The sequence below is a fragment of the Streptomyces sp. NPDC021622 genome, assembly GCF_040640795.1.
GTDB lineage: Bacteria > Actinomycetota > Actinomycetes > Streptomycetales > Streptomycetaceae > Streptomyces.
Genome location: NZ_JBFACK010000008.1, coordinates 35,672 through 60,476 on the forward strand (window position 1 = coordinate 35,672; position 24,805 = coordinate 60,476).

The window sequence follows — 24,805 nt, forward strand, 5'->3', positions numbered from 1 at the left end:
ACGACGCGGCCGCATCGGTGGACGCCCTTTTGCTGTCCCCGCCCGTCACTTCGTGAAAGAAGCCCGGTACACCAAGGATGATCGCTGGGACAGCAAGTGCCCACCACCACAGGTAAGCGCCGCCGTGGAGGGCGGCCCAAGTGCCTAGGCCGATGCCGCCGAGACTGAGAACGATCCCCACGCCCACCCCAACCGCGTCTCGCTTAAAAGAGTCTTCGCGCTGGCACGTCTCGCTGTACCTCTGAGCCGTCGCGTCTACTTGGGATGTGAGCACCGTCTTGGCGGCTGTACCCTCCGCGACAGATTCAAGAGCTGCGATTTCTGCAGTCAGACGAACCATGATCTTGTCTGAGCTTGATCGGTGACTTGCGCGAGCGGCAAAGAGGCCCGTGAGCAGGGCGATTACCAATGGCGAGAATGCCGTTACTGCCTGCGTAGCCGAGGCGACCTGCAACGTTATTCCCATCGTCGAGAGCGATAGCGTCCACAATACCGAGCGTGACCCCCGTAGGGGGCCGTCCCTGGGCGCTCCTCTAGTGCACGGAGCCCGTGCTGAATTTCCCCCAGCGGAACTGGGGCTGCCCGGCCTCGCTAGCGGCCGATGGGGATCTCGTAGACGATCTCGCGTAGAGCAGTTGGCACTACGTTGCTCCACAGTGTGGCTGACGGTGATGCCGATCTCGGCCATGCGATTCACGACGCCCGCCCCAGCGTGCGGGCCTCCCTCGGGAACGACGACGAGTGTGCCGCTGGTGAGTTCGTATGGCTCCCACTGGTCGAGGCTGCGCTCCTCGTGCCCCCAAGAGACCGCACAGATGCGGTCTTCACCACTCACCGCGTTGTCGACGAGGGACTGACGAAAAGATGGCAGCCCGCGACGAGCTGTGGCTCCTCCCCTGGTCAGGACCAGAGGGCAAGCCTTGCTACCTCAGCACCGACGAAAGCAACGGCCACATGTCCCGCCCGGCGGACAACATCGAGGCAGTGCAGCTCGGTATGGCGGCCGAACTGCTAGAGCAAGCACAGGAAGTACTGGGCGACGAGGGATACGGAGCTGGAGGCGCTGCGACTTCTGGTGACGGACCTGACGACAGCCTTGCGGGACGCGCATCGTGTAGCGACCAGCCGCGGTCACCTCTTGGCGGCGAGCGAACCGCACCGCTCCTGAAGAGGTAGAGCAGGAGGCGCGGGTGTGAGCGAGTGTTGACAGGAAGGGAACGTATGGAGCAGCAGGGGCGCATGGTGAAGGTCACGGCGAGATTGCACGGTGCGGCTTGGCAGAAGGACGAACTGGAGCGTCGTATTACGGCGAAGGGGTGGGCCTTGATCTCCTGTCCCCAGGAGGAAGACTTCCCGCTTGATGACCAGGACGACCACTACGGCATATACGAGTTAGGTGTCATCGTTCGGCCTGGCCCGGAGCGTGGGGATGGGCGTGAGGCCATTCGGGAAGTAGAAGGGCTCGCAGACGCCGGAGGCTTCGACCTGACTGCTCGTTATATCCCGCCTGTGCCGGCTCAACGGGAGGTGCTGCCCAAGTGGTACGGACACATGCCCACGAGTATCGATTCGGGCAGAGGACGTCGGTGGGTGCACGCCCTTGCCCGTAGGTGGGGCGTGTATGACACGGGCGAGATTCTCATTGGGCCACTCCCCCTGGTTCATGGCCGCCACGGCAACTCGAGAGTGCGGGCTCCATACGGTGGGGACGAGGCAGCGCATAACAGTCGTCTGAGGTTGCGCGTTGGCCTGCAGCGCCGGATTCAGACGTGGTTGGTGTTTTCCCTCTTTGGGGCGTGTCTGTGTGGGGGGTGGGTCGCAGCGGCCACGTCATGGTGGCAATTCGTGGCGGCGGTACTGGTCGTTCTAGGCCTCGGTGTCGTGCTGTGTGGTCTTCTTCGCCGCAGTGAGGCGTCTGCCTCGTTCCCAGCGATCGTGCTCGTGTCGCTGTTGGCCTGCGGAACGCTAGTTGCAGTGGGCATGTTGGCGGGTCTCGGTACGGTGGTGTTCGTCTGCGGAGTTGTGCCGGTCTCGTATGGAGTGCGGCGTCTGGTACAGACAGGTGCAAGGCGACCCATCCTCATTGCCGTCGGAGTCGCGCTGCTTCCTGTTGTTCTGCCCTGGGCGCTGAACATGGGTGCAGTGCAGTACACCTTCTACGGTGCGGCCTTCGGAGTGGCCCCCGAGCACATGCAAGTGGCCCAGGTCCACAAGGCCGTCGCCTCGCTGTCGGTGCTGGCAGTGTCGAGTTCCCTGGTTATGGGCTTCCTAGCCGCTTGGGGCTACGCCCTGTACTACTTGAGAGGCATGGCGGACCGGTATCTTGCTCCCCTCCTTGCTCTGATCGCCCTCGCGGTCCTCGGACTGGCCTGGCTGGTCACAGTGCCGGAAGGCCCGGGAGAGGCAGGCCGGCAGGCAGTCGCCGACTGGCACCGGAGCCGAGTGCCGACCACGTACGCAGGTGTCACGGCCCTGCCGGTCTGTGTCACGCCACTACGGCCGGTGGCTGAGCTGCCGGCATATGCACAGGACGTGGATCCCTTCAAGGTGTACGCGGCCTTCGGTGTGACCGATGGTGAGATCCGGCTCTGGGACCCGGATACGGAGAATGACTTTGCAGTGCCTGCGGGTTCCGTCCGAGCGTTGAAGGCGGGGACAGGGAAGGCGGGAGACAGAATTCCGCGATCATGTTCTGGGAAACAGTGAGACCGCGCCGCTCGGGGGCCGGGTGTCGCCGTGCGCTGAGGCGTACGGCATGGGCCCTTCGTCCTGGCCTAGGTGAACGCCGCCCAGACGGCGTTCACCTATTGTCAGAGCTTGGAACGGCTGCGCAGGCTGGAGTCATCCCTGCTCACAGGCTCGAGGGTAGCGACACCAGTCGGACTGCCTGCCTACCGTGTCGTGCCGACGTAGCAGGTCGGGGCTGAGCTCCGGAAGCTGAGTCGATCTAAGGCCTGTTGGGCGACTGACCTATGGCGAGGTGGCCTGAACGCTCCCAGCTTCAGCGGCTCGGCACCCGCCGTTCCCTGTGGCTTCCCGCCCAACCTGGCACGAGTCTGGCACGGCGCTGAGTCTCCACATGCGAGGTGGGAAGACATGGGAAGTTCTGTCGAAGTGATGGTTCTGCTGGTTGGACTTGCGGTGATGCTTGGCGTGATCGTCGGCATGGCGGCTGGTCTGTTGGCGTGGCTCAACGGGTCTTCCGCAACAGTTGCCATCCGTCATGGAGGAGTGGCCTTCGGTGGCACGGTGACGTTACCCATCTTGATCACGACTACCTCGGGCCTCCTCTAGAAAGGCCTGTGCCGGCCAGACAGAATCAACGCACGTTGAAGCCCTACCTACGGCATATTCGAGCAGCGCCCTCGGACGGCCCAACGGGCCATCTCACATCTCCGTGATCCGATACGGCCCAGGCAACGGCGGCAGCGGCACGTTCAGCGCTTGGCCCAGCAGCAACCGTGCAATGGCGTCTCGCTCGCAGGGCGGTTGGCCAAGCCTCATTGACAGGACAATGCGGTCTTGGGTGACCACGGCAGCGCCTGTGAACCCTGGATCGGCGATCTCGGAATCATCCAAGGTGACGTCCAACTCCGCGAGAAGTGCGGACAGCGGGGTATCGAGAAGGTGGTCAGGAGTCAACGTCGCCCGCGAGCCCCGGTGCGGCAACTTGGGTGTCTGCGCTTGCTCGAATCTGCTCACGTGCCATCTCCTCCGTCGGCCTGCAGATGGGGCACCAGGGTGCCGCTGAAGGGCTTCGCCAGCGCAGCGCCGCGCCGGGCAACCTCACGAGCGCCCTTTGAGGATGGAGCCAAAGACACCAGTGCGAGCAACGGCCGGTGCCGTACAGCCGTTCAGGAGGCATCAGCTTGGGAAGCTCAGCTGATCTACGGCTAGTTGGGCATCTGACCTGCGGAGGAGTGCGCGTAATAGCCCTCGACGTTGACGGCGTGTCGTCCGTCATTCCCCGTGGTTCCCCGCCCAACCTGACGCGGCTCTGGCACGGATCACGGGGCGGTGAGAGCTGCGTGACGGTGTGAGGTGGGTGTCAAATCGGGGGAACGCGAATAGGTTCACCGGCATTCGTGCGCGCATGCGACACGCGGAAGGGCGCACATCGAGGCCCAAACCCCAGATCTAGTGGTTGGATTGCGCCAGGGGCCCAGAAGTTGTGGTCCGCGGCCGCTGGAAGGCTTCCATCTGGCCTATGCTGGGACGCGGTTCGCCAGGTCGCCCCTGGTGCCCTTCAATGGGTCGAGCGCCCTGCCTATTCGATCGAATGAATGGTCGCGTCGCGATGGCGTGCGGCCGGGGTTGTCAATGCGGGCCGCTAGTATGACTAGCGCTACATCTGCTTCATCTGAACCACCTTGAACTCTCCATAGCAGGAGGCGAGTTCACATGCCGCGAAGTCCGATCCACGGGCGTCGCACGGCGGAGGTCCGATCTACGGGCGCCGCACGGTGGTGAAGGGAGGTGGTGCGATGAGTTCCGACCCGAACGAAGATCCCGAGTGGTCTGGCCCTGATAGGTGGCAGATCATCCTCGGGGTGCTGAGTCTTCTGGTTGCGCTTGTCGCGCTTGCGGGGCAGTTCGCTCAGGGGTTCTGAGTGGGTGGTCGCGCGTAAGAACGAGACGGGCGGTTCGAGGTGGGCGGCGCTGTACAAGCAGCGAGCCCGACCGCGTAGCACCCGGCCGGGCTCGTAAGGGCCCAGTTCCGGCTTGCCCCCGGGGCTGGGTCCTCTTGCGTGTATGCCCACTCGGCAGGCAACTTTCGCGGACTGCGCCGCAAAAATGGGTTGAGCAGGCAACCCTCAATCTCTCACGCTGCTTGCTTGCGAGCAAGCTAGCTACCGCCCCTTCACCCATCGATTCATTGCGATCGCGAGGAAGGTCAGCGCAAGCGACCTTTGGATCAAAGGTGTTGGAGCTTGGTGGCCTTCACTAGTCGTGCAATGCGAAACGCGATTAAGCAATATGCTCGTCGCCGCCGCAACGCCTTTTCCCCCACCGCCCCCCAGCTCCCATCCCGTCCGCCGTCGCCCCACACACCGTGGAGCGGGTGTGGTTCATGGCGTCCAGGTGGAGCAGGCCACTGTACGAACGATCTGGACGCCATGGGCCGCGTCTGCTCGGCTTTGCCTGAGGCGATGGTCGACGGGAACGGATCCCCCACGCACGCCACGATGGGCCCGCGTCGGGAACGGCGCCCCCTCCATCCCGGTAGTCGGCCGATCCCCCGCCGGAGGCATTGCTCTGTCCCTAGGCCGGTTCATCGGGTGCTCGCCTTATGGCCTCGGCCCTATCCGTGTGTGGGCGGGCGTCGGCGCAGCGGGCCGAGGTTAGGGGCGGCAGCCCCATCGGAGCCGGGAAGCCCGCCAGGTGGAGCGGAGCGAGCCGCCTTGATGGGTGCAGGGGAAGTTCAATCACTCAGATCGGCGATGATCGCTGTGTCCGCCCCTTCATCAGTACATGCAGCAGAAAATGGCTCTCCCTTTCACCCTTCCAAGTGGGGTACCTACCGGTCCTCCCACTAGAGCGGCAGCCCCCTGTTGAAGGGCTCTGCACAGGTCAGGCCCGTGCTGGCCCTGCCTGCGCATCTGGCAACTCACCTGTGGTGAAGCTTCCACACAGATGTAGGGAGGCGGCCGGTGCGCGCGGCGTTGAGGTGGGTGAGGTGCTGGAGCGCTTCATTGGGGAGTTCCAGGGCCTCGGCGAGGCGGCGGGCGGTTGTGTATGTGATTCCTCGTGTTGCGGCAGCTTGTTCGAAGGCCTTGATCTGAGTCAGAAGGTCGTGCGGGACGGCAGGGTTCGTCTGTTGCTGGCTCCGTCGTTGTGCCTTGGCGCGTTCGTAGTCGATCTCGGAGGTGCCGCAGACGGTGCGGCAGCGTTCTTCCGCCTCGTCGAGCGTGGTTGTGTCGGTGACGGCTTGGGCGAGGTGGTTGACGGAGAACGCGGCTGCCAGGTCGACTTGATGGACGGTGGGGCCTTCGACGGTGAGAGGGACTGTGAGCCCGGCGTCGCGGACCTCGCAGAGGCCTTGAGCGCCCAAGGCGGTGGCGGCGAGGAGGGCCGTTGCTTCGGAGGGGTGCCAATTGAGTACCGAGATGACGGCTTGGGCGTGCTCGGGCGTGAAGGTCGTGATCAGGGGGCCGAGGCGTGGGCGCAGGATGTCGGTGGGGAGCTCACCGTCGAGTCCGGGGCCTGCCACGAGGAGGCGTACGGGTGCCTCGGCGCGGGCACAGGCGGCCAGGGTGAGGGCGTCCGCCAACGGGCTGCGCAGGGTGGGTTCGTCGCCGTGGGCCAGGATGTCGCCGCCGACGTCCAGGAGGTCGATCGACTCTGGGGTGAAGTGGGCGATCAGTTCGTTGAGTTGGCGGGTTATGCCTGCCGCTCCGGCGTACGGGTCGATCAGGGCGAAGGTGTGGGGGAGTTCGGCTGCGAGGCGGGGGAGTGTTGCTGCGTGTGGTGGCTTCAAGGTTGCGCTGCTGGGGACCGCCCAGACGTGTGGGGTGAGTTGGCGCAGGCCGATGAAGTCGGCGGGGGAGCGGGGGCCCGGTACCGGGTCGACGATCAGGCGGTCCCAGGAGTACGTCAGGATCAGCGCCGGCGTCTTGTCCTCGCTGTAGATCGCGGCGTGCAGCATCGCCGCCGCTACCGCGTCGCCGCCGCCTCCGGCCGCCACAATGAGCCGTTTCACGTGAACAGGGTAGGGGGCCGCCTCGCGCGTGCACACCTATAGTGGCCACTGGTATTAGCCAGTCGGTGAAGGGAATGTCGCGTGCCCGAGATCGCTGAGGCCTTGCCCAAGTACCTGCAGATCGCCCAGTTCATTCGCGATCAGATCCTGCGTGGGGATCTGCAGGCTGGTGAAGAGGTGCCGTCTGAGCGGCAGTTGGCTGCTGATTGGAACGTTTCCCGGCCGACCAGTGCCCGCGCCTTGGAGGCGCTTCGGCATCAGGGGCTTGTCGAGAAGCGGCAGGGGTCGGGGACGTACGTACGTGATCAGCAAGTGCACCGGCGGGCTCGCGAGCGGTATGGGCGGGCGCGGCAGACGGGGCGGATCTATGGGCCGGGGGAGTACGCGGTCATCGCGTCGGCCGGGTACGCCGAGGCACCCGATCATGTGGCCGAGGTGCTTGAACTTGGCAAGGATCGCATGGCAGTTCAGCGGCGGCGGGTGACCAACTCGGGAGACGGTCCCGTCGAGGTGTCCACCTCCTGGTTCCCGGGCGAGCTGGGGCGCAGGGCACCCAAGCTCGTCGAGCCCGAGCGGATCCGTGAAGGGACGGTCATGTACGTCGAGGAAGTCACCGGTCGGCGTGGCAGCTATGGCGAAGATCGTGTCTGCGCTCGGCTAGCCACCGAGGAGGAGGGTGACGATCTTGGGCTCGAACTGCCCGCGGCGGTCTTGGTAGTTCACCACGTCGTGTACGACCTGCAGGACCGTCCACTGGAGTTCGCGGAGGCCGTGTATCCGCCAGGGCGCTGGGCGTTCGAGCAGGGTTACCCGTTGGGGTGAGTGGCGGGCGTCGCTTCCCCGGAAGCCCTTGCGGCTCGAAGTGGCCAATGCCACTATCCGGTAAGTGGCCTTAGCCACTTACCGGAAGGGGAAGCGCAATGACGCGCACCGACTGCAACTCCGGCGACGACGCCCTACTCGAACCTCTCGGCGGGATGGTCCTCTATCCCGTCCCGGAGTCGGTGGGGCGGGCTCGTCGCTGGTTCCGGAAGTTCACCGAGCCGCACCAGCTCGGCTGCTCCATCGATGACTGCGTACTGATGGTCTCGGAGCTGGTCACCAACGCCATCCTCTACGGGGAAGCGGACGAGCCCTGGCGGGTGCGCGTGCGCTGGTACCGCTTAGGTGAAGCGCTGCGCGTGGACGTACACAATCCCGGCTGTCCCGCCCATGTTCGCCTGCGCTGGCCTCGTGTTACGGAGGCTCACGGGCGCGGCTTGCTTCTTGTCGACGCGCTGGCAGATGAGTGGTGGTCTGGCCCAAGTCGCCATGGTGGGACGGCTGTTGTGTTCGTCATGCATCGCGCCTTCAAGCCTGGCTAAGAGACTGCTAAGGGCCTACTACGTGTGGGGCAGCGTGTCGAAAACAAGTCCGGGATCCGGCCTCTTGGGGTGTCAGCAGGACTCACACCCCCTGGGCTGGAGCAGTCGTGGACATCGACCCCGAACGCCCCGATCGTGAATCTGGTCAGCAGCCTTGGTGCTACCGACCCGCTGCGGATCGCGGCCAAGAGCGTACGTACTCCGGTTACGTGACCCGCGTGGATGGCAGCGAAGGCGCCCGTCTGCGCCGTCAGCTGGCGGATTCAATCCACTCCCTCCTTGCCTGGGCCGTCGTCGGCTCCAGCAAGGTCAGGCCTCCCTCCGATGAGGAGGCGTCATGATGACAATGAGGGACCTCGGCAGCGGCGGTGTCCCTTCCGCGCCCGCCCTGTCTGATCTCTCCGTCTCCCCCTTCGGTGTGCCTCTCGCCCTGCTCCACGGCGAAGTGAGGGTGGCATGGGTGGGGGGGCACCTCGACCGAGGATCAGCAGGATCCGCGGCAGTCGCTCCTGCGTCAGTGGGACCGCTGCAAGGCCGCGCTTCCTGAGGCCTGGGCCATCGTCTGTCATTTCTACGATGTCGAGTCCGGGCGTAAAGAGCTCAGCGAACGGAGTCGGGGTAGGGACTTCGAGCGTTTCGGGATTCCTATCGCTCGCGACGGCGGCATCGTCGACCTGCTCGCCGAGGCTGCCCGTCCCGACCGTCGCTTCGATGCCGTCATCTGCGAGAGCACCTCCCGCGTTGCCCGCCGCATGTACGAGAACCTGTCCGTAGAGCGGGAGTTGGAGCACGCCGGGGTGCCGCTCTTCCCTGGAACGAGCCGATCAAGCTCGACGGTGGGCGTGCTCAGCAGATCTTGCAGCGGCGGATCAATCAGTCCGTTGCCGAGTACGAGGTCTTCAATGCGCTGGAGACCTCGTGGGGCGGGCTCTGCACCCACGTACGCGAAGGCTGGAACATCGGGACGCCGCCCTACGGCTACAGGGCAAAGGCTTACCGCCACCCCAACCCGGCCAAGGCCGCCAGAGGCGCGACCAAGAGCAGGCTGGAGCCGGACGGGGTGAAGGCGGAGACGGTCACGCAGATGGCGTTGTGGCGCTATCACGAGGGCATCGGATACTCCACGATCGTGGATCGGCTCAACGGCGACCCGGATCGGTACCCGCCGCCCACCCCGCCCGGCGGCAGCGCGCGGGCGCGCGGGGCATGGAGCAAGTCCACCGTCTGCGACCTGCTGCGCAACCCGAAGTACACCGGCTATCAGGTCTTCAATCGACGTGCGACGCGTTCCCGCCGCGGGGCGGTTAATGATCCCCAGCTGTGGGTGTGGTCGCAGGAACCCGTGCACGAGCCGCTGATCCCGAAGTGGATGTTCGACGAGCTGGCCGCCCGCCGCCAGGCCAAGCGCGGGTCCCGCGATGGCAACGCGCTCAACATGCACCCCGCCACGCGCCGCACCTACGTACTGCGCGGAATGATCCACTGTGCCTGCGGGCGCCGCCTGTTCGGTAATCACCGGCATCGGACGACCTACTACACGTGCTGGCCCCGGGCCAACAACCGTGGCCGCCCGGACGTCTACTCCGGGCACCCCAAGACCCTCTACATCAACGAGTCCGATCTTCTTGAGGCCATCGGGGCCTTCTTTGCCGATCGCGTCTTCGGCCCGCAGCGCCGGGCACTCCTGGCTGCTGACCTGCGTGACGCGGACGTACGCGCGGTGCAGGAGCGCGAGACCGAGCGGGAGCGTCATCAGCGCACCCTTGACGACATCGCGCGCCGCCAGAGCAATGTCCTCCGCCAGGCCCAGGACGCGGAGCCGAGCGACCCCTTCACTCGCGGCCTCCGGCAGACATACAACGATCTTGAGTCCCAGCGCAGGGCCGCCCTCGCCGCTGTCGACGCCCTGGACGCGGCCGACGCCGCTGAGCCCGAGCAGCCGACGGCACAGACCGCCGACCTCCTCGACGCGCTGCCGTATCTAGCGCTCAACCTTGCCCACGCCCCCGAGCGCCTCCAGAGGAAGCTGTACGAGATCACCCAACTCACCATCCGCCTGCACGCCAACAGCGACGACGTCACCCTCAGCATCAAGCTGCCCGCCGACCGGCTCCCGGAGATTAGTAGCGCAGCGGAGACGATCACCAGCGCCGCAGCACCCCGGCACGCGCAAGGGCCCGCGACCAACCCGGTCGCGGGCCCTTGCTCAAGCAGTGCATCCCGTACAGGCCGTACGGATGCTGTCCGTGCCCCCGGCAGGATTCGAACCTGCGACACCCGCTTTAGGAGAGCGGTGCTCTATCCCCTGAGCTACGAAGGCGGGGGTCTGTGGGTGATCTTGCTTGGTTAGCCCACTGACCGGTGACAGCCTAGCGGATCGTGCTGTGCGGGTGCGCCCCGGTTAGGGAGGCCGTAGTCGTAGGCGTCCGGCCCCGGCGTCAGGTGAGCCAGTGGCCGTCTCGCATCAGGTCTCTGCCCTGCAGTTCGTTCGCCTCTCGCCAGGCCTGGATGCGGCGTGGGCGGATCAGGACGTACTGGTACGGGTCGTCGAGCTTGCGGGGGTCGAAGCCTGTCTTGACCGCGAACGCGTCGCCTGTTTCCGGGGCGAGGTCGGCGACGTCCACCGGCTCTGCCGTGCCGTCCACGATCACGACGTCTCGGGTCGGGCCGATGCCCAGCCGTACTCCGCCGTCCGCGAGGAGGTTTCGGGCGGTGATTGAGGCGCGGGGCGTTGAGATGAGGAACGTGGTTCCGTCCCAGAGGTATGAGAGTGGGATGAGGTGGACACCGTCTGGGGAGCCCGGCGTCGCCACCCAGAGGTCCACGTCGCTCTCCAGCCTTGCGCGGGTGTCCCGCAGTCTCTCCTCGAGCCCACGTGGCGGTACGGCTGCCATGCGCTGTCCTTCCGTCGCGAAATTGGCGTCAGTTGGTCGGGGTCAGGGACGGTGCGGGCTCCCAGGTGAAACCGTCCGGGTCTGTGAACGGTCCCGTCGTCTCGTCGGGAATGCTGCCCAGTACTACGCGGTGCGAGCCTGTGCCGTCCGCCGGGACACCCACGTCCTTCGCCAGGGCCCGGCGTCCGTACAGGGCCAGCTTGACGGGGCTTGAACCGGTCGCGAACTCCACGTACTTGCGGCCGAAGCTCTTTGTCACGGAGAGGCCGTGGGTGATGTAGAACTGCTTGCTCTCCAGCACGTCCGTGGCTCCCAGCAGGAGCACCATCTCGTTGAACTTCCGGGCGGCCGGGGCGGTGTCCTTCTTGGATGACGTGGCGATCTTCCAGATCGTTCCGTCGGGAGCTTGCACTACGCCGCCGTAGCCCCAGAAGGACTTCGCGGCGGGCTTCAGCGGGGTGGCGCCGGCGTCGAGGGCGGCGGTTATCAGGGCCCGTACGTCGGCCGGCTGGGACGTCGTGAGGGAGAGGGAGAAACCGCGGAAGCCGGTTGTCGGTGCCTCGGAGGCCGGGCGCAGGGCTATGTGCGTGGCCAGGCCGAAGGCTGTGTAGAAGGCGGTGGCGGCCGTCAGGTCGGCCACCTCCAGGGTGACGGATTCGATGGAGTTCATGTCCGTCACGCTAGAGCCGGCGTGGGTGCCGGGGCTTCTCGAATCCTGACCGGTGTGTGCGTGCTTCCGGTCCCCTTCGCGTGCTCGTGTTCTCTGCGTCGGCTCATCACGTACGCGTACGGCGACTGGCCGTAGGCGAGGTGGAACTGGCGGCTCAGGTGCCCGGGCGGCATGTTCGCTTCGTGCGCCAGCGCCTCGATGTTCAGGGGCTGTGTGTAGTCGCGGTCGATCCGGTCGCGTACGCGGCGCAGGCGGGCCAGGTCGCTGAGATGTTGCGCGGCGGTGCGTTCGCGTGACCATGCGGGGTGGCACATGGAGGACCCCCTTCAGATCGGTCGGCCAGATCGGTCAGCGGAGTTCTTGGATGCGGATCATGTTGCCCGCCGGGTCGCGGAAGGCGCAGTCGCGTACGCCGTACGGCTGCTCGGTCGGTTCCTGGACCACCTCGGCGTTCGCAGCCGCCTGGACCTTCGCGAAGGTGCCGTCGAGGTCCCGGGTGGCCAGCAGGATCCAGCCGTAGGTGCCCTTGGCCATCATCTCGGTGATGGTGCGGCGCTCGTCCTCGGTGATCCCGGGGTCGGCGGCCGGCGGCGCCAGGAGGATGGACGTGCCGGGCTGGTCGACGGGGCCGACCGTGATCCAGCGCATCTTGCCCTGACCGACGTCGCTGCGGACCTCGAAGCCGAGGGCGTCGCGGTAGAAGGCCACTGACGCGTCCGGGTCGTCGTGCGGGAGGGCCGTCGTGTGAATGGTGATGTCCATGGCTGGAACGTTAGCGGCGGCCCGGTGAGCGGGGCTTCTTGAATCCTGATCCGTTCGGGTAGGCGTAGACGGTGATTCGGTAGTTCCGTAGTTCCGTAGTTCCGTAGGCCGTGATTCCGTCAGGTGTTGCTGCCTCCTCCGCTCACCGCGTGCAGCCGCAGTGCCAGTTGGATCTCCAGGGAGCGCTCGGGGGACTGCCAGTCGGGGCCCAGCAATTGGGCTATCCGGTCCAGGCGTTGGACCACCGTGTTCACGTGGACGTGCAGGGCTTCCTTCGCCTTGGACTGGCTCGCGCCCGCGGCGAAGTAGGCCCGCAGGGTGTGGATCAGTTCTGTGCCGCGCTTGGCGTCGTAGTCCAGGACCGGGCCCAGTGTGCGGCGTACGTAGGAGTCCAGGTCCGTGTCGTCGCCTAGGAGTACGCCCAGGAAGCCGAGGTCCGGCAGATCCGCGCCCTGGCCCGTGTGGCCCAGGGCGCGCAGGGCCGAGAGGCAGCGCAAGGCCTCGGTGTGGGCCTGGGCTAGGGCTGCCGGGCCGGTGGCGGGGCCCGCGGCGCCGACCGTCACCGGGGATCCGGTGGTGTGGGTCAGGTCGGCGGAGAGTGCGCGGGCGCAGGAGGCCGTGTCGGTGGTGGGGAGTACAAGCACCACGTGGTCGTGGTGCAGGCCGGACAGGCCCTGGCGGGCGCGGGCCGCGCGCGCCGCCGCGTTGAGCAGGGACTGCCGGGGCGTCGACTCGCCGTGGGCGACGAACACCGAGTGGGGGAGGGCCAGGTCGACGTTCAGTTTGCGGGCCCGCGCGGTCAGGCGCCCCGGAGTGCCGGTGAGGGACAGCAGGTCGCCGAGCAGCTCGCCGCGTACGCGGTCCTCGGCCTCGGCCGCCGAGCGGCGAAGGAGAAGGAGGAGGGCGGTGACCACGCCCGCGCGTTCGAAGAGGCGACGGTCCGCCTCGCCCAGGTCGGACCGGTCGGTCAGGGCGATGCTGCCGAGCAGCTCCGGGCCCGCGAGGACCGCGCACACCCAGGTGCCGTCCTGCGGCACCGCACGGCCGCTGGCGCGCGAGGCGGCGACGGCCTTGGCCGGCGGTGTACGGGGCGTGGCGTCGACCCGTGCCAGTTCCGTGCCGTCCGCGTCGTGGATGAGGGTGCCGCCGCGCAGGAGCGCGCCGATGGCGGTGGCGACCTCCGTGAAGTCGCCGCCGCGCAGGACGAGATCGGTCAGGCGGTCGTGCGCGTCCTCGGCACGGCGCAGGGCCTCGCTGTGCGCGCGGATGGTCTGCGATGCCGCGTTCAGATCGACGAGCGCGGCCCTGGTCTCCTCCATCCGGCGTGCGCTGTCGATGGCGATGGCCGCGTGGTCGGCGAGCGAGGAGAGCAGGGCGCCCTCGTCGGGCGTGAAGGCGCGGGCGGTGCGGTCGGCGGCGAAGAGCACGCCGATGACATGGGTGCCCTGCCGCAGCGGTACGCCGAGGATGGCGTGCAGGCCTTCCTCCAGTACGGCGCTGTCGATGGTGGTGGTGTGCTGGAAGCGGGGGTCGACCTCGTAGTCGCCGGTGGCGTAGGGGCGGGCGGTCTGGGCGACGAGGCCGCCGAGCCCCTCGCCCATGCCGAGGCGCAGGTTCTGGAACGCGGCGGACACGGAGCCGTCGGTCACCCGCATGTACGTGTCGCCCGCCGCGTCGTCGTTGAGGGACAGATACGCGACGTCGGTACGGAGCAGCAGCTTGGCCCGGTGCACGATGGCGCGGAGCACCGCGTCCAGGTCACGCAGCGCCGCGAGGTCGCCCGCGGTGTCGAACAGGGCGGTCAGCTCGGCCTCCCTGCGCTGGTGCTGGTTCAGGGTGCGCCGCACCCGCAGCGCGGTCTGCGTGGCCTCGTCGATGGCACCGAGGTCGGCAGCCGTGGCCCCGGCCGCGCGGGCGGCGGCGGCAGGCCGCGCGAAGTGCTCGGCGGGGGCGTCACTGGCCAGCAGATCGAGGAGCTCGCAGAGGGCGGACGCCGTGTGCTCCCGGCGGGCGGTGTCTGCGGGACGGGGCATACGGGGATCGCCTCCGGGAGCGGGATGCGCGGGGTCAGGTTCCGATTGTCGCCGAGGGGGACTTGGGGGAGGAGGCCTCGGGAGACGCGGTCTGATGGGCCAGGGAGCGGCCCCGGGTTTCCTTGGCCGCCAGGACCGTCAGCGTCGTGATGACCACCGTGACACAGACGTACAGGGCGACCGGCGTCGCGGAGTCGTAGTCCTTGAGGAGCTCCACGGCGATGATCGGCGCCAGCGCCCCGCCGATGATGGACGCCAGCTGCGAGCCCATCGACGCCCCCGAGTAGCGCACCCTCGTATCGAACATCTCGGAGATGAACGCGGCCTGCGGCCCGTACATCGCGCCGTGGAAGAGCAGGCCGATCGTGACCGCCAGGGTGATCACGGCGAAGGACTTGCTGTCCACGAGCGCGAAGAAGGCGAAGGCCCACGCCGCCATGCCGATGGAGCCGATCAGGGTGACGGGCCTGCGGCCGATGCGGTCGGAGAGGGCGCCCCAGAGAGGGATCGTCACGAAGTGCACGGCCGAGCCGATGAGTACGGCGTTCAGGGCGGTGCTCTTGGGCAGTTCCAGATGCACGGTGACGTAGACGAGGACGAAGGCCGTGAGGATGTAGTACGAGACGTTCTCGCCGAGCCGGGTGCCGATGGCGGTCAGGACGCCGCGCCAGTTGCTCCGGAACACCTCGACGACCGGGGCCTCCTGCTTGGCAGATTCCCCCGAGGCCGAGGCGGCGGCCTTCGCCTGTGCCTCCAGGAAGAGGGGGGATTCCGACACCGAGACCCTGATCCACAGGCCGATGATCACCAGTACGCCGGAGAGCAGGAACGGGATCCGCCAGCCCCATGCCAGGAACGCCTCCTCCGACTGGACGGCGGCGAGCAGCGCCAGGACACCGGTGGCGAGCAGGTTGCCGCCCGGTGCGCCGGCCTGCGGCCAGGAGGCCCAGAAGCCGCGGTTCTTGTCGTCGCCGTGCTCGGAGACGATGAGCACGGCACCACCCCACTCGCCGCCGAGCGCGAAGCCCTGGACCAGGCGGAGGACCGTGAGGAGGATCGGGGCGCCCACGCCGAGGGTCGCGTGCGTGGGCAGCAGGCCCATCGCGAAGGTCGCGCCGCCCATCATCAGCAGGCTGAGGACCAGCAGCTTCTTGCGGCCGATCTTGTCGCCGTAGTGGCCGAAGACGACACCGCCGAGCGGCCGCGCGGCGAAGCCGACTGCGTACGTGAGGAACGCGAGGAGCGTGCCGACCAGGGGGTCGCTCGTCGGGAAGAAGAGGGTGTTGAAGACGAGCGCGGCGGCCGAGCCGTAGAGGAAGAAGTCGTACCACTCGATGGTGGTGCCGATCAGGCTCGCGCTGATGATGCGGGCGATGCCGGGCTTCTTCGGCGCCCGGTCGGCGTCGGCCGGGTCCTTGCCCTGGGCATGCGGCGTTGCTGCCATGGCTTGATCCGTTCTCTGGAGAGGCTCTATGGGGACGTGGGTGGGGCGAGCGAGAGCTATCCGGCGGTCCAGCCGCCGTCCAGGGGGAGCGAGGCGCCGGTCACGAAGCCGCTGTGCGGGCCGCAGAGCCAGAGCGCGGCGGCGGCGATCTCCGCGGGTTCGATGAGCCGTTGAACCGCCGAACGCCGCAGCAGTACGTCGGTGAGGACCTGCTCCTCGGGGATGCCGTGCGCGGCGGCCTGCGCACTGATCTGGCGCTCGACGAGCGGGGTGCGGGCATAGCCGGGGTTGACGCAGTTGCTGGTGACCCCGTGGGCGGCGCCCTCCAGGGCGGTGACCTTGCTCAGGCCCTCCAGGGCGTGCTTGGCCGCGACGTAGGCGGACTTGAAGGGGCTGGCCCGCAGGCCGTGCACGCTGGAGATGTTCACGACGCGGCCCCAGCCGTGCGCGTACATGTGGGGCAGGGTCCTGCGCAGGAGCAGGAACGGCGCGGTGACCATGACCCGCTGGATCAGGTCGAACCGTTCCGGGGGGAACTCCTCGATGGGCGCGACGTGTTGGAGCCCGGCGCTGTTGACGAGGACGTCGACGGCCGCGGGCAGGGCCCGCACCGCGTGGGGGTCGGCGAGGTCGGCGACGTGGGGTTCGCCGCCGACCGTCTCGGCGACCGCCTTGGCCGACTCCGCGTCCACGTCGACGACGTGGACGAAGGCACCGGCGTCGGCGAGGGCCACGGCACAGGCGCGCCCGATGCCGCTGCCGCCGCCGGTGACCAGGGCGGTACGTCCGGTCAGATCGGTGCCGGCTCCGGCGGGAGTGATGCCGGCTCCGGCCGGAGTGATGCCTGCTCCGGCGGGGTCGCTTCCCTTAACGCTGCTCGTCATGGCCGGAAACGTAAGGGCGCCGCGTGAGACCTTCCCATGTGTGGAACCCACACAACTAAGGCCGCTCTCATGTGGAGTGGCAGTGCGGGAGTTGCACCGGACGCGTCCGCGCGAACCGGTCCGTGCCGCCGTCCGCGTCCGTGCCGCCGTCCGCCCACGTGCACGCGAGCTTCTGCGTGCTGCGTACGTCACACTCGTTGCCCCGATGGCTGTGCTACCTTGCGAACAGCACGTGTGAACGCCGCCTCTCTGCGGCGCCGGTGCTGATTTCCTCTCTTCCGCCTCCTCGGAGGCCACTTTCTCTCCGCCCGTCGTACGGGTTCTCCATCCGTCGTACGGGATTTCCGCCCGTCGTACGGGACGTGATCACACCGTCCCGCCGGGCCCCTTATTCGCATGTCGGCGAAAGGAACCCATCATGACCACCGCAACGATCACCCAGGAAAAGACAACCACCCCGACTCCCGTCAAGGCCGCCTCCGGCATCCTCGACCTCGCCCACGGCGGCACCGGTCACCTCCGTACCGGCGACTGCCTTCCCACCCCGGGCGACGTGCAGGTCCCCGCAGCCCTGATCCGCCGCCTCGGCCTTCGCCCCGGCGACCTCGTCGAGGGCGAGTGCGCACGGCCCCGCACGCTCACCGACGTCCACCGGGTCAACGGCCACTCCGCCGAAGCGCTGCGCAGGCGGGCGCGGTTCGGGGACCTCACCCCGCTGCACCCCCGCGAGCGGCTCCGTCTGGAGACCGCGGGAGGGTCCGTCGCGACCCGGCTCGTCGATCTCGTCGCACCGGTCGGCAAGGGGCAGCGCGGCCTGATCGTCGCGCCGCCGAGGACCGGAAAGACGGTCCTGCTGCAGCAGATCGCCGCCGCCGTCAGCGCGAACCACCCGGAGGCGCACCTCATGGTCGTACTCCTCGACGAGCGGCCCGAAGAGGTCACGGACATGAAGCGGTCCGTACGCGGCGAAGTGCTCGCGTCGACCTTCGACCGGCCCGCCAAGGAGCACATCGCGCTGGCCGAACTCGCCGTCGAGCGCGCCAAGCGGCTGACCGAGGAGGGCAGGGACGTCGTCATGCTCTTCGACTCGCTGACGCGGCTCTGCCGCGCGTACAACAACGCCGCGTCCAGCGGCGGCCGCACCCTCTCCGGAGGTGTCGACGCCGCCGCCATCCAGGGCCCCAAGCGGCTCTTCGGCGCCGCGCGGCTCGCGGAGGAGGGCGGGTCGCTGACCATGCTCGCCACCGTGCTCGTGGAGACCGGATCGCGCGCCGACGACTACTACTTCGAGGAGCTCAAGGGCACCGGCAACATGGAGCTCCGCCTCGACCGCGGCATGGCCGAGCGGCGGGTCTTCCCTGCCGTCGACGTCACTCCGTCCGGTACGCGCCGTGACGAACTGCTCGTGGCCGCCGACGAGTTGACCGCCGTACGCGGACTGCGCCGTGCCCTGCACGGGCGGGACGCGCAGAGCAACCTGGAGGCGCTGCTCGACCGCATGCGCAAGACGCCTAGCAACGCCGCCTTCCTGCGGCAGGTTCAGCAGACCGTGCCGGGCGCCAACACCGCGAAGAACAACGGGAGTTGAGCAGCCTCACGGGCGCGTGACGTGCACCCGGTAGCTGCCGTCCTTGTCGACGCCCGCCACCGTGACGCGGACGTTCGCCGTGTCGTCCACGAACGTCTGCCCCGGCCCGTACGGCGCGTCGGAGAGCTCCGCGTGGACGTTCGGCCGCCGTGTGCAGCCGCCGCTGTCCTTCGTCGAGTCGGAGACGGTGACCGGGCCGTGGCCCGTGTCGATCTCCGCGTTCACCTGGTAGACCAGTACGCCGGGCTTGCAGACCGCCTCGTCGTTGCCCCCCTGGGTACGGACCTCGATCGCGTACCCCGTCCTCTCGTCCATCGGCACGAAGGCGAGCTTGGTGCCGCCGTGCTCGGCCAGCGGGGTCAGTGTGTGCTCGGTCGTCCCCGAGTTGGACGCGCAGCTGATCTGGTCGTCGTCGAGCCAGCCGAGCTTCCATTTGTGCCAGGCCAGCAGGTCGTTGTTGGCGCCCCAGTCCTCGCTCATGATGTCCCAGTGGCCGACCGCGCCGCCGCCCTCCTGCGTATAGAGGTCGGGCAGGCCGAAGGTGTGGCCGTTCTCGTGCGGGAGCACGCGGTATCCGGTCTCGAGGTAGCTGCCCGAGCCGTCGTCCTGGCGGCTGTAGATGAACGACGCGTTGGCCACCGCCACCCCGTCGGCGACGGGCGCCTCGGTGTTGCCCGCGAACGTCACCGAGAGGACCGTGTCGAGCGCTGAAGGGCCCGCGTTCGGCGTGATGAGGATGTTCACCAGGTCGTACTCGCGGAAGTCCACATCCGCGTCGGCGGCCGCCACGATGTCCTTGACGAGCTCGCGGTACCCCGGATCGAAGGGTGCGCCGCGCTCTATCCCGTACTCCTTGAAGGTCTTCGGCATCCGCAGCCAGTCGGGCACGGGGGACTCGGGGCGGTAGTCGAGCCGCCCGTAGGAGCTGGTGCGGAACCACTCCGAGGTCTGCGGGAAGAACTCCGCGAGGCGCTCCATGGCGGTGCCGTCGCCGGGGGCGTCGGAGAAGTCGATCATCAGGTTCAGGGCCCGGACGGTGCCCGTGGAGCGCGAGTACCCGGCGGGCGTGGGCACGCCCTCCGACATCTGCACGCCCATCGTCCCGTTGATCATGCAGGGGCCGAGTTCGGTCGCGCGGGCCAGGGACGTGGGGCCCGCGGCCGTGGGGGAGTCCTCCATCAGCCGGCCCGTGCTCGCCGACGTGGTGACCGTGAGGGCGAGTGCCGCGCAGGCCGCGAGTGCCGCTCCGCGCCGGGCTCCGCGTATCCGGCTCCAGGTCGGCTGCTGCATACATGGCCCTCCCGTCGCGGCAGCCCCCGGTCCTGGCTGCACCCTGTTCGATCACCCTGTGCCGGGGTCCGCGCGGGCGCTCGCTGGGCGCGACCGATCGTGGGTTTCTCGCTCACGACGGTGTGACCCAGGTCACAGGAAGAAAGTCGGGCGGCGGGAAATATCCGGGGAGTCCTTCCCCGTTTAGACCTGTGTCCGAGCGAAACGGGGAGCAGCTCCCCGGTTGTGCCGGGCGAACCACCGCAATCATCAATTGAGCAACCGAAACGGCGAGAACCACCTCCGCGAGAGCGGCGGCGGTTTGGCCGCAGAGAGGGGAGTGCTTTCCGTGGACACCGCCACCGCTCCGCAGCGCAAGGTCACCCGGCCCCGGGCCGACGCCCTGCGCAACCGGGAGCGGATCGTCGCCGCCGCACGCGAGATGTTCGTCGAGTTCGGTGCCGATGTGCCGCTCGACGAGGTCGCGCGCCGCGCCGGCGTGGGCAACGCCACGGTCTACCGGCACTTCGCCGACCGCGCCGAACTGGTCCACCAGGTCGTCCTCTTGGTGACCGACCGCGTCGCGGAGCACGCCGATCGTGCCCACGCCCGGACGGAGGCCGAGGGGGAAGGCGCGGCCTTCGACGCCCTGCGCGAGTTCGTGCACGCCGCCGCCGACGAGCGGATCGGCGCGCTGTGCCCGATGCTCCAGGAGGCGTTCGACCCCGAGCACCCTGACCTGATCGACGCCCGCGACCGGCTTGAGGCCGCGATCGACGGGCTCATGGAGCGGGCACGCGCGGCGGGGCAGCTGCGCACCGACATCGCCGTCGGAGACCTGATGGTCGCCCTCTCCCAGCTCACCCGGCCCCTGCCCGGCACCGCATGCCTGAACATGGACCGCTTCGTCCACCGCCATCTGCAGCTGTTCATGGACGGCCTGATGGCTCCGGCACGCTCCGAGCTGCCCGGTGAGGCGGCGACCTTGGAGGACCTCCGCCAATCATGAGCTCCGCCTGACGTCGTACCTCGCACCTCGCCCCTCGCACACCGCTTCAGCTTCACGCTTTTCGTTACGTCTCTTTTTCACTCTCGTACCGCTAGGTGGCTATCCCCATGTCAGAAACAGATCCGAGGCGCTGGAAAGCGCTGATATTCATCGCGCTCGCGCAGCTGATGGTCGTGCTCGACGCGACCATCGTGAACATCGCGCTGCCCTCCGCCCAGCAGGACCTGGGCATATCGGACGGCAACCGCCAGTGGGTCATCACGGCCTACGCCCTGGCCTTCGGCGGACTGCTGCTCTTCGGTGGCCGCATCGCCGACCTCTGGGGCCGCAAGAACACCTTCGTGACCGGCCTGATCGGCTTCGCCGCGGCCTCCGCGCTCGGCGGCGCCGCGACGGGCGAGGCCATGATGCTGGGCGCCCGCGCCCTGCAGGGTGTGTTCGGCGCGCTGCTCGCGCCCGCCGCCCTCTCGCTGCTCGCGGTGATGTTCACCGACGCCAAGGAGCGCGCCAAGGCGTTCGGCATCTACGGCGCGATCGCCGGTGGCGGCGGCGCCGTGGGCCTGATCCTCGGCGGCTTCCTCACCGAGTACCTGAACTGGCGCTGGACGTTCTTCGTGAACATCCCGTTCGCGGTGGTCGCCGCGCTCGGCGCCTACTTCGTCATCCGTGAGCCGGCCGGCGGCCGCAACCGCTCGCCGCTCGACATCCCGGGCGTGGTCCTCTCCACCCTCGGTCTGGTCGCGCTCGTCTACGGCTTCACCCGCGCCGAGTCGGCCGGCTGGTCGGACTCCCTGACCATCGGCATGTTCGTCGCGTCCGCGGTGCTGCTCGCCGCGTTCGTCCTCACCGAGGCCAAGGTCAAGTCGCCGCTGCTCCCGCTGCGCGTCCTGACCGAGCGCAACCGCGGCGGCGTCTACCTGTCGCTCGGCCTCGCGGTCATCTCGATGTTCGGCCTGTTCCTGTTCCTCACGTACTACCTGCAGATCGTCCAGGGCTACTCGCCGGTGAAGACCGGCTTCGCGTTCCTGCCGATGATCGTCGGCATGATCGCGGGCTCCACGCAGATCGGCGCCCGCCTGATGACCCGCGTCCCGCCGCGGCTCCTGATGGGTCCGGGCTTCCTGCTCGCGGCCGTCGGCATGCTGCTCCTGACGCAGCTCGAGGTCAGTTCCTCGTACGCCGGTCTGATCATGCCCGCGCAGCTGATGCTGGGCCTCGGCATGGGTACGGCGTTCATGCCGGCCATGTCGCTCGCCACGCACGGTGTCGAGGCGCGTGACGCCGGTGTCGCCTCCGCGATGGTCAACACCTCGCAGCAGGTCGGCGGCGCCATCGGCACGGCCCTCCTGAACACCATCGCCGCATCCGCCACCACCGCGTACATCACCTCGCACGCGGCGGGCGCGACGACTCCGGCGGCGCAGAAGCTGCTCCAGGCGCAGGCCATGGTCGAGGGCTACACCAGCGCCATCTGGTGGGCGGTCGGCATCCTGGTGGTCTCCGCCGCGATCGCCTTCGCGTTCATCAACACCGGTGCCCAGAGCGGCGCTCAGGCCGCTTCGGGCGACGGTGAGGGTGCCGGCGGTGTCGGCAAGGAGGACGAGGTGCGCATCCCGGTGGTCGCGCACTGACCCCCGCTTGTTCCACGCGTAGGTAGGACCTAGCGGAGCCAGGGAAGGTCGGCCCCGGCCTCCTTGGGCTCGAGAAGTCCCTCGGCGATGATCGACATGATCTCGCCGAGGGACTTCTGCTGTTCCGGGCTGAGCCGGTCGAAGAGGGCCTGGCGCACGGCGGAGACGTGGCCCGGCGCGGTCCTGCGCAGCACCTCGTACCCGTCGTCGGTGAGGATCGCGAACTGGCCGCGCTTGTCGGACGGGCAGTCCTCGCGGCGCACCCAGCCGTTCTTCTCCAGGCGCGCGATCGCGTGCGAGAGCCGGGACCGGGTGATCTTGGTGTTCCGTGCGAGCTCGGTCATCCGCAGCCGGCGCCGGGGCGCGACGGACAATTGGACGAGCAGGCCGTAGTAGATGTGCGGCATGCCCGCGTCACGCTGCAACTGGCGATCGAGGTGATCCTCCAGGAGCGTGGTGGCGTGCAGATACGCGAGCCAGGTGCGCTGCTCGTCGTCGTCGAGCCAGCGCGGTTCCTCGTCCGGAGGAGAAGTGGGTGCCGTGTCCATGTACTCCACTGTACGCAGCCCTTTCTTGAAGGTTGAACAATATGGGGGTAGGGTCATCATCGAGCGGGAAGCTTGAGAGTTAAAGTAAAACTTCCCGGTACGTTCTCGGAGGCGCCGTCATGACCGAAACCCAGGAGCGCATGCCCGCCCTGTACCTCAGCCACGGCGCGCCGCCGCTCGCCGACGACGCCGTCTGGCCGGACGAGCTGAAGGCCTGGTCGGCCGGCCTGCCGCGCCCCAAGGCCATCCTGATGGTCTCCGCCCACTGGGAGGAGGCCCCGCTCGCCCTCGGCGCCACCGAGACGGTGCCGCTCGTCTACGACTTCTGGGGCTTCCCCGAGCATTACTACCAGGTGACGTACGCCGCTCCCGGCGCCCCTCAACTGGCCGATTCCGTACGCACATTGCTGCGCGGGGCGGGCATGCCGGTGCAGGACATCCCGGACCGCGGGCTCGACCACGGAGCGTATGTCCCGCTCGTCGAGATGTACCCCGACGCGGACATCCCCGTCCTCCAGATCTCCATGCCCACGCTCGACCCGCAGCGCCTGATGGACATCGGCCGCAGGCTGGCGCCGCTGCGGGACGAGGGCGTGCTGATCGTCGGCAGCGGCTTCTTCACGCACAACCTGGCGGCGCTGCGGCAGGGCGGCATTCCGTCCTGGTCGGCGGAGTTCGACGCGTGGGGGCACGAGGCTCTTGAGGCGGGGGACGTGGACGGTCTTCTCGACTTCGAGCACAAGTCCCCGGCGGGGCAGCTGGCACATCCGCGTACGGAGCATTTCGCTCCGCTGTTCGTGACGCTGGGGGTGGCGGAGGCTGCGGGTGACCTGGGCGGGCAGCGGAGTGTGATCGACGGGTTCTGGATGGGGTTGGCGAAGAGGTCGGTGCAGTTCGGCTGATCGCCTTTTTCTGCGGGTGCTTCGTGGCTGGTCGCGCAGTTCCCCGCGCCCCTTACGGGGCCAGTGGCTCGCTGAGCTCTATCGCCCGCAAGGCCGCCGCCAAGGCACCCTCGTCGCCCACGTCCAGTGCCGTGTCCGTGAACTTGATGACGTGCTCGTCGCCGTGCGCGAGGGCCCGCTCGAAGACCTCCTCGGGGGCGAAGGTGCCGGGTGCGGTGTACGCGACCGGGGCGTCGGGGGCGTACATCGCGGTCACGGCGGCCGAAGCGGTCCAGGCCGCGTGCAGGCTCGGCACCCACAAGGCGCGCGGCAGCGCAGGCAGGGTGCGCAGCACGGCGTTGGGCGCCGTCGCCGCGTGGACCAGCATCGTCTCCTCGCCGTGGCCGTGCGTGGCGTACCGATGGGTGGCCGCCTGCACCAGCTCGGTCAGCCTGCGCCGGGCTTCCTCCGGGGCGTCCACCGAGGTGGCCCACACCGGCAGTGCCCCGACCCGGCCGAGGCGGGCCGGGAAGTTGCCCTCCGCCCGGTCCGCGATGGGTGGCACGGCATCCAGAGCGGCGGCCGCGCTCTCGGCACCGGGGAGCGGTGTCACCCCGGAGACGGGATGGTGGCGGGCGGCCCAGTAGCCGAGGCCATGGGCGAGTTCGGCGACGCGGGGTTCGGTCTCGTCGCCGGCCAGCAGGGTGCGCACGGCGTGGCCGACGCGGATCACCGGGTGCGTGGAGCCGCCGTACATCCCGGGCAGCAGCCGCGGCCACCACTCGGCGAGCACGTCGCGCCAGGGGCGTTCGCCGGTCTCCCTGCCGAAGTACGCGATCCAGTCCGCCGCCCGGCGCGGATCACCGAGGGCCTCGCGCCAGTTGTCGCCGGTGACCCTCTCGACCGTGCCGGGGAACTCCTCCAGCTTCGGCGCGTACAGCTCCAGCCAGCGGTGGACCGCGCCGGACCGCCCGTGCGCGGCGAGCGCCTCGACGGCCATCGGCGCGTGGTTGGTGAGCCGCCCGAGCCGCTCGGGCCCGGAGGCGTGCAGCCGCTGGAGGGCTTCGTCGAGGGTGCCTGTGTCGTCCATGGAGGCACGCTAAGTGGGTTGTTCAGCGGGGCGTAACG

At 68.4% G+C, this 24,805-nt stretch carries 19 protein-coding genes, 1 tRNA gene and 4 pseudogenes; 10 read left to right on the top strand and 14 right to left on the bottom strand.

Annotated elements, in window-relative coordinates; translation table 11 throughout:
- Positions 1-591 precede the first annotated feature (591 nt).
- Positions 592-772, bottom strand: a pseudogene (locus AB0G47_RS17385) (GntR family transcriptional regulator); the annotation flags it as partial.
- 92 nt (positions 773-864) lie between these two features.
- On the opposite strand from AB0G47_RS17385, the pseudogene AB0G47_RS17390 reads away from it, so the two are divergent.
- The 3 genes and pseudogenes from AB0G47_RS17390 (at position 865) to AB0G47_RS17400 (ending at position 3,294) form a co-directional block, all read left to right on the top strand.
- Positions 865-1,168: pseudogene (locus AB0G47_RS17390) on the top strand (hypothetical protein).
- 53 nt (positions 1,169-1,221) lie between these two features.
- Complete coding sequence (locus AB0G47_RS17395) at positions 1,222-2,706, top strand: hypothetical protein (RefSeq protein WP_360770097.1); 1,485 nt, start codon at positions 1,222-1,224, stop codon at positions 2,704-2,706.
- A gap of 390 nt (positions 2,707-3,096) precedes the next feature.
- Positions 3,097-3,294 carry a hypothetical protein gene (locus AB0G47_RS17400; protein ID WP_360770100.1) on the top strand — a complete coding sequence of 66 codons (198 nt, stop codon included), beginning with the start codon at positions 3,097-3,099 and terminating at the stop codon, positions 3,292-3,294.
- Between the two features lie 93 nt (positions 3,295-3,387).
- On the opposite strand, the gene AB0G47_RS17405 is transcribed toward AB0G47_RS17400, so the two are convergent.
- Both AB0G47_RS17405 and AB0G47_RS17410 read right to left on the bottom strand, forming a co-directional pair.
- Positions 3,388-3,702 carry a hypothetical protein gene (locus AB0G47_RS17405; RefSeq protein ID WP_360770103.1) on the bottom strand — a complete coding sequence of 105 codons (315 nt, stop codon included), beginning with the start codon at positions 3,700-3,702 and terminating at the stop codon, positions 3,388-3,390.
- Between the two features lie 1,906 nt (positions 3,703-5,608).
- The gene (locus AB0G47_RS17410; RefSeq protein WP_360770106.1) at positions 5,609-6,700 is read right to left on the bottom strand and encodes a DUF1152 domain-containing protein; all 1,092 of its coding nucleotides are present in this window, start codon (positions 6,698-6,700) and stop codon (positions 5,609-5,611) included.
- Between the two features lie 81 nt (positions 6,701-6,781).
- On the opposite strand from AB0G47_RS17410, the gene AB0G47_RS17415 reads away from it, so the two are divergent.
- The 3 genes and pseudogenes from AB0G47_RS17415 to AB0G47_RS17425 form a co-directional block, all read left to right on the top strand.
- A complete protein-coding gene (locus AB0G47_RS17415) occupies positions 6,782-7,522 on the top strand; it encodes a GntR family transcriptional regulator (RefSeq protein ID WP_360770109.1) in 741 nt (246 codons plus the stop codon).
- A gap of 98 nt (positions 7,523-7,620) precedes the next feature.
- The gene (locus AB0G47_RS17420; RefSeq protein WP_360770112.1) at positions 7,621-8,064 is read left to right on the top strand and encodes an ATP-binding protein; all 444 of its coding nucleotides are present in this window, start codon (positions 7,621-7,623) and stop codon (positions 8,062-8,064) included.
- Between the two features lie 1,060 nt (positions 8,065-9,124).
- Positions 9,125-9,688 (top strand): annotated as a pseudogene (locus AB0G47_RS17425) (recombinase family protein); the annotation flags it as partial.
- A 623-nt stretch (positions 9,689-10,311) separates the two neighbouring features.
- On the opposite strand, the gene AB0G47_RS17430 reads toward AB0G47_RS17425, so the two are convergent.
- The 8 genes and pseudogenes from AB0G47_RS17430 to AB0G47_RS17465 all read right to left on the bottom strand — a co-directional run bounded on the left by AB0G47_RS17430 (position 10,312) and on the right by AB0G47_RS17465 (position 16,751).
- Positions 10,312-10,384: transfer RNA gene (locus AB0G47_RS17430), tRNA-Arg, on the bottom strand.
- Positions 10,385-10,502: 118 nt separating this feature from the next.
- Complete coding sequence (locus AB0G47_RS17435; protein ID WP_360770115.1) at positions 10,503-10,958, bottom strand: pyridoxamine 5'-phosphate oxidase family protein; 456 nt, start codon at positions 10,956-10,958, stop codon at positions 10,503-10,505.
- A 28-nt stretch (positions 10,959-10,986) separates the two neighbouring features.
- On the bottom strand, positions 10,987-11,628 hold the full coding sequence (locus AB0G47_RS17440) for a glyoxalase (protein WP_360770118.1): 642 nt from the start codon (positions 11,626-11,628) through the stop codon (positions 10,987-10,989).
- Positions 11,629-11,717: 89 nt separating this feature from the next.
- A pseudogene (locus tag AB0G47_RS17445) lies at positions 11,718-11,942 on the bottom strand (AraC family transcriptional regulator); the annotation flags it as partial.
- A 34-nt stretch (positions 11,943-11,976) separates the two neighbouring features.
- Positions 11,977-12,390, bottom strand: a complete 414-nt coding sequence (locus AB0G47_RS17450) for a VOC family protein (RefSeq protein ID WP_360770121.1) — start codon at positions 12,388-12,390, stop codon at positions 11,977-11,979.
- A gap of 119 nt (positions 12,391-12,509) precedes the next feature.
- Positions 12,510-14,423 carry a GAF domain-containing protein gene (locus AB0G47_RS17455; RefSeq protein ID WP_360770124.1) on the bottom strand — a complete coding sequence of 638 codons (1,914 nt, stop codon included), beginning with the start codon at positions 14,421-14,423 and terminating at the stop codon, positions 12,510-12,512.
- A 34-nt stretch (positions 14,424-14,457) separates the two neighbouring features.
- A complete protein-coding gene (locus AB0G47_RS17460) occupies positions 14,458-15,867 on the bottom strand; it encodes an MFS transporter (protein ID WP_360770127.1) in 1,410 nt (469 codons plus the stop codon).
- Positions 15,868-15,923: 56 nt separating this feature from the next.
- Positions 15,924-16,751: a 3-hydroxybutyrate dehydrogenase gene (locus AB0G47_RS17465; RefSeq protein ID WP_360770130.1), complete on the bottom strand. Its 828-nt coding sequence runs from the start codon at positions 16,749-16,751 to the stop codon at positions 15,924-15,926.
- 418 nt (positions 16,752-17,169) lie between these two features.
- Between AB0G47_RS17465 and rho the strand changes: the two genes are divergently transcribed.
- Entirely contained in the window at positions 17,170-18,339 is a 1,170-nt protein-coding gene (gene rho / locus AB0G47_RS17470) for a transcription termination factor Rho (protein WP_360770132.1), read from the top strand.
- Between the two features lie 6 nt (positions 18,340-18,345).
- On the opposite strand, the gene AB0G47_RS17475 is transcribed toward rho, so the two are convergent.
- Positions 18,346-19,629 carry a M6 family metalloprotease domain-containing protein gene (locus AB0G47_RS17475; protein WP_360770135.1) on the bottom strand — a complete coding sequence of 428 codons (1,284 nt, stop codon included), beginning with the start codon at positions 19,627-19,629 and terminating at the stop codon, positions 18,346-18,348.
- Positions 19,630-19,957: 328 nt separating this feature from the next.
- Between AB0G47_RS17475 and AB0G47_RS17480 the strand changes: the two genes are divergently transcribed.
- Positions 19,958-20,617 carry a TetR/AcrR family transcriptional regulator gene (locus AB0G47_RS17480; RefSeq protein ID WP_360770137.1) on the top strand — a complete coding sequence of 220 codons (660 nt, stop codon included), beginning with the start codon at positions 19,958-19,960 and terminating at the stop codon, positions 20,615-20,617.
- 107 nt (positions 20,618-20,724) lie between these two features.
- Complete coding sequence (locus AB0G47_RS17485; protein ID WP_360770139.1) at positions 20,725-22,248, top strand: MFS transporter; 1,524 nt, start codon at positions 20,725-20,727, stop codon at positions 22,246-22,248.
- Between the two features lie 29 nt (positions 22,249-22,277).
- Here AB0G47_RS17485 and AB0G47_RS17490 read toward each other — a convergent pair whose 3' ends face one another.
- Complete coding sequence (locus AB0G47_RS17490; protein WP_360770142.1) at positions 22,278-22,805, bottom strand: MarR family transcriptional regulator; 528 nt, start codon at positions 22,803-22,805, stop codon at positions 22,278-22,280.
- A 131-nt stretch (positions 22,806-22,936) separates the two neighbouring features.
- Between AB0G47_RS17490 and AB0G47_RS17495 the strand changes: the two genes are divergently transcribed.
- Positions 22,937-23,698 (top strand): class III extradiol ring-cleavage dioxygenase, encoded by a 762-nt coding sequence (locus AB0G47_RS17495; protein WP_360770823.1) that lies wholly within the window; start codon positions 22,937-22,939, stop codon positions 23,696-23,698.
- A gap of 52 nt (positions 23,699-23,750) precedes the next feature.
- Here the strand turns inward: AB0G47_RS17495 and AB0G47_RS17500 are convergent, their stop codons facing one another.
- Positions 23,751-24,767, bottom strand: a complete 1,017-nt coding sequence (locus tag AB0G47_RS17500) for a questin oxidase family protein (RefSeq protein WP_360770144.1) — start codon at positions 24,765-24,767, stop codon at positions 23,751-23,753.
- Positions 24,768-24,805: the final 38 nt, after the last annotated feature.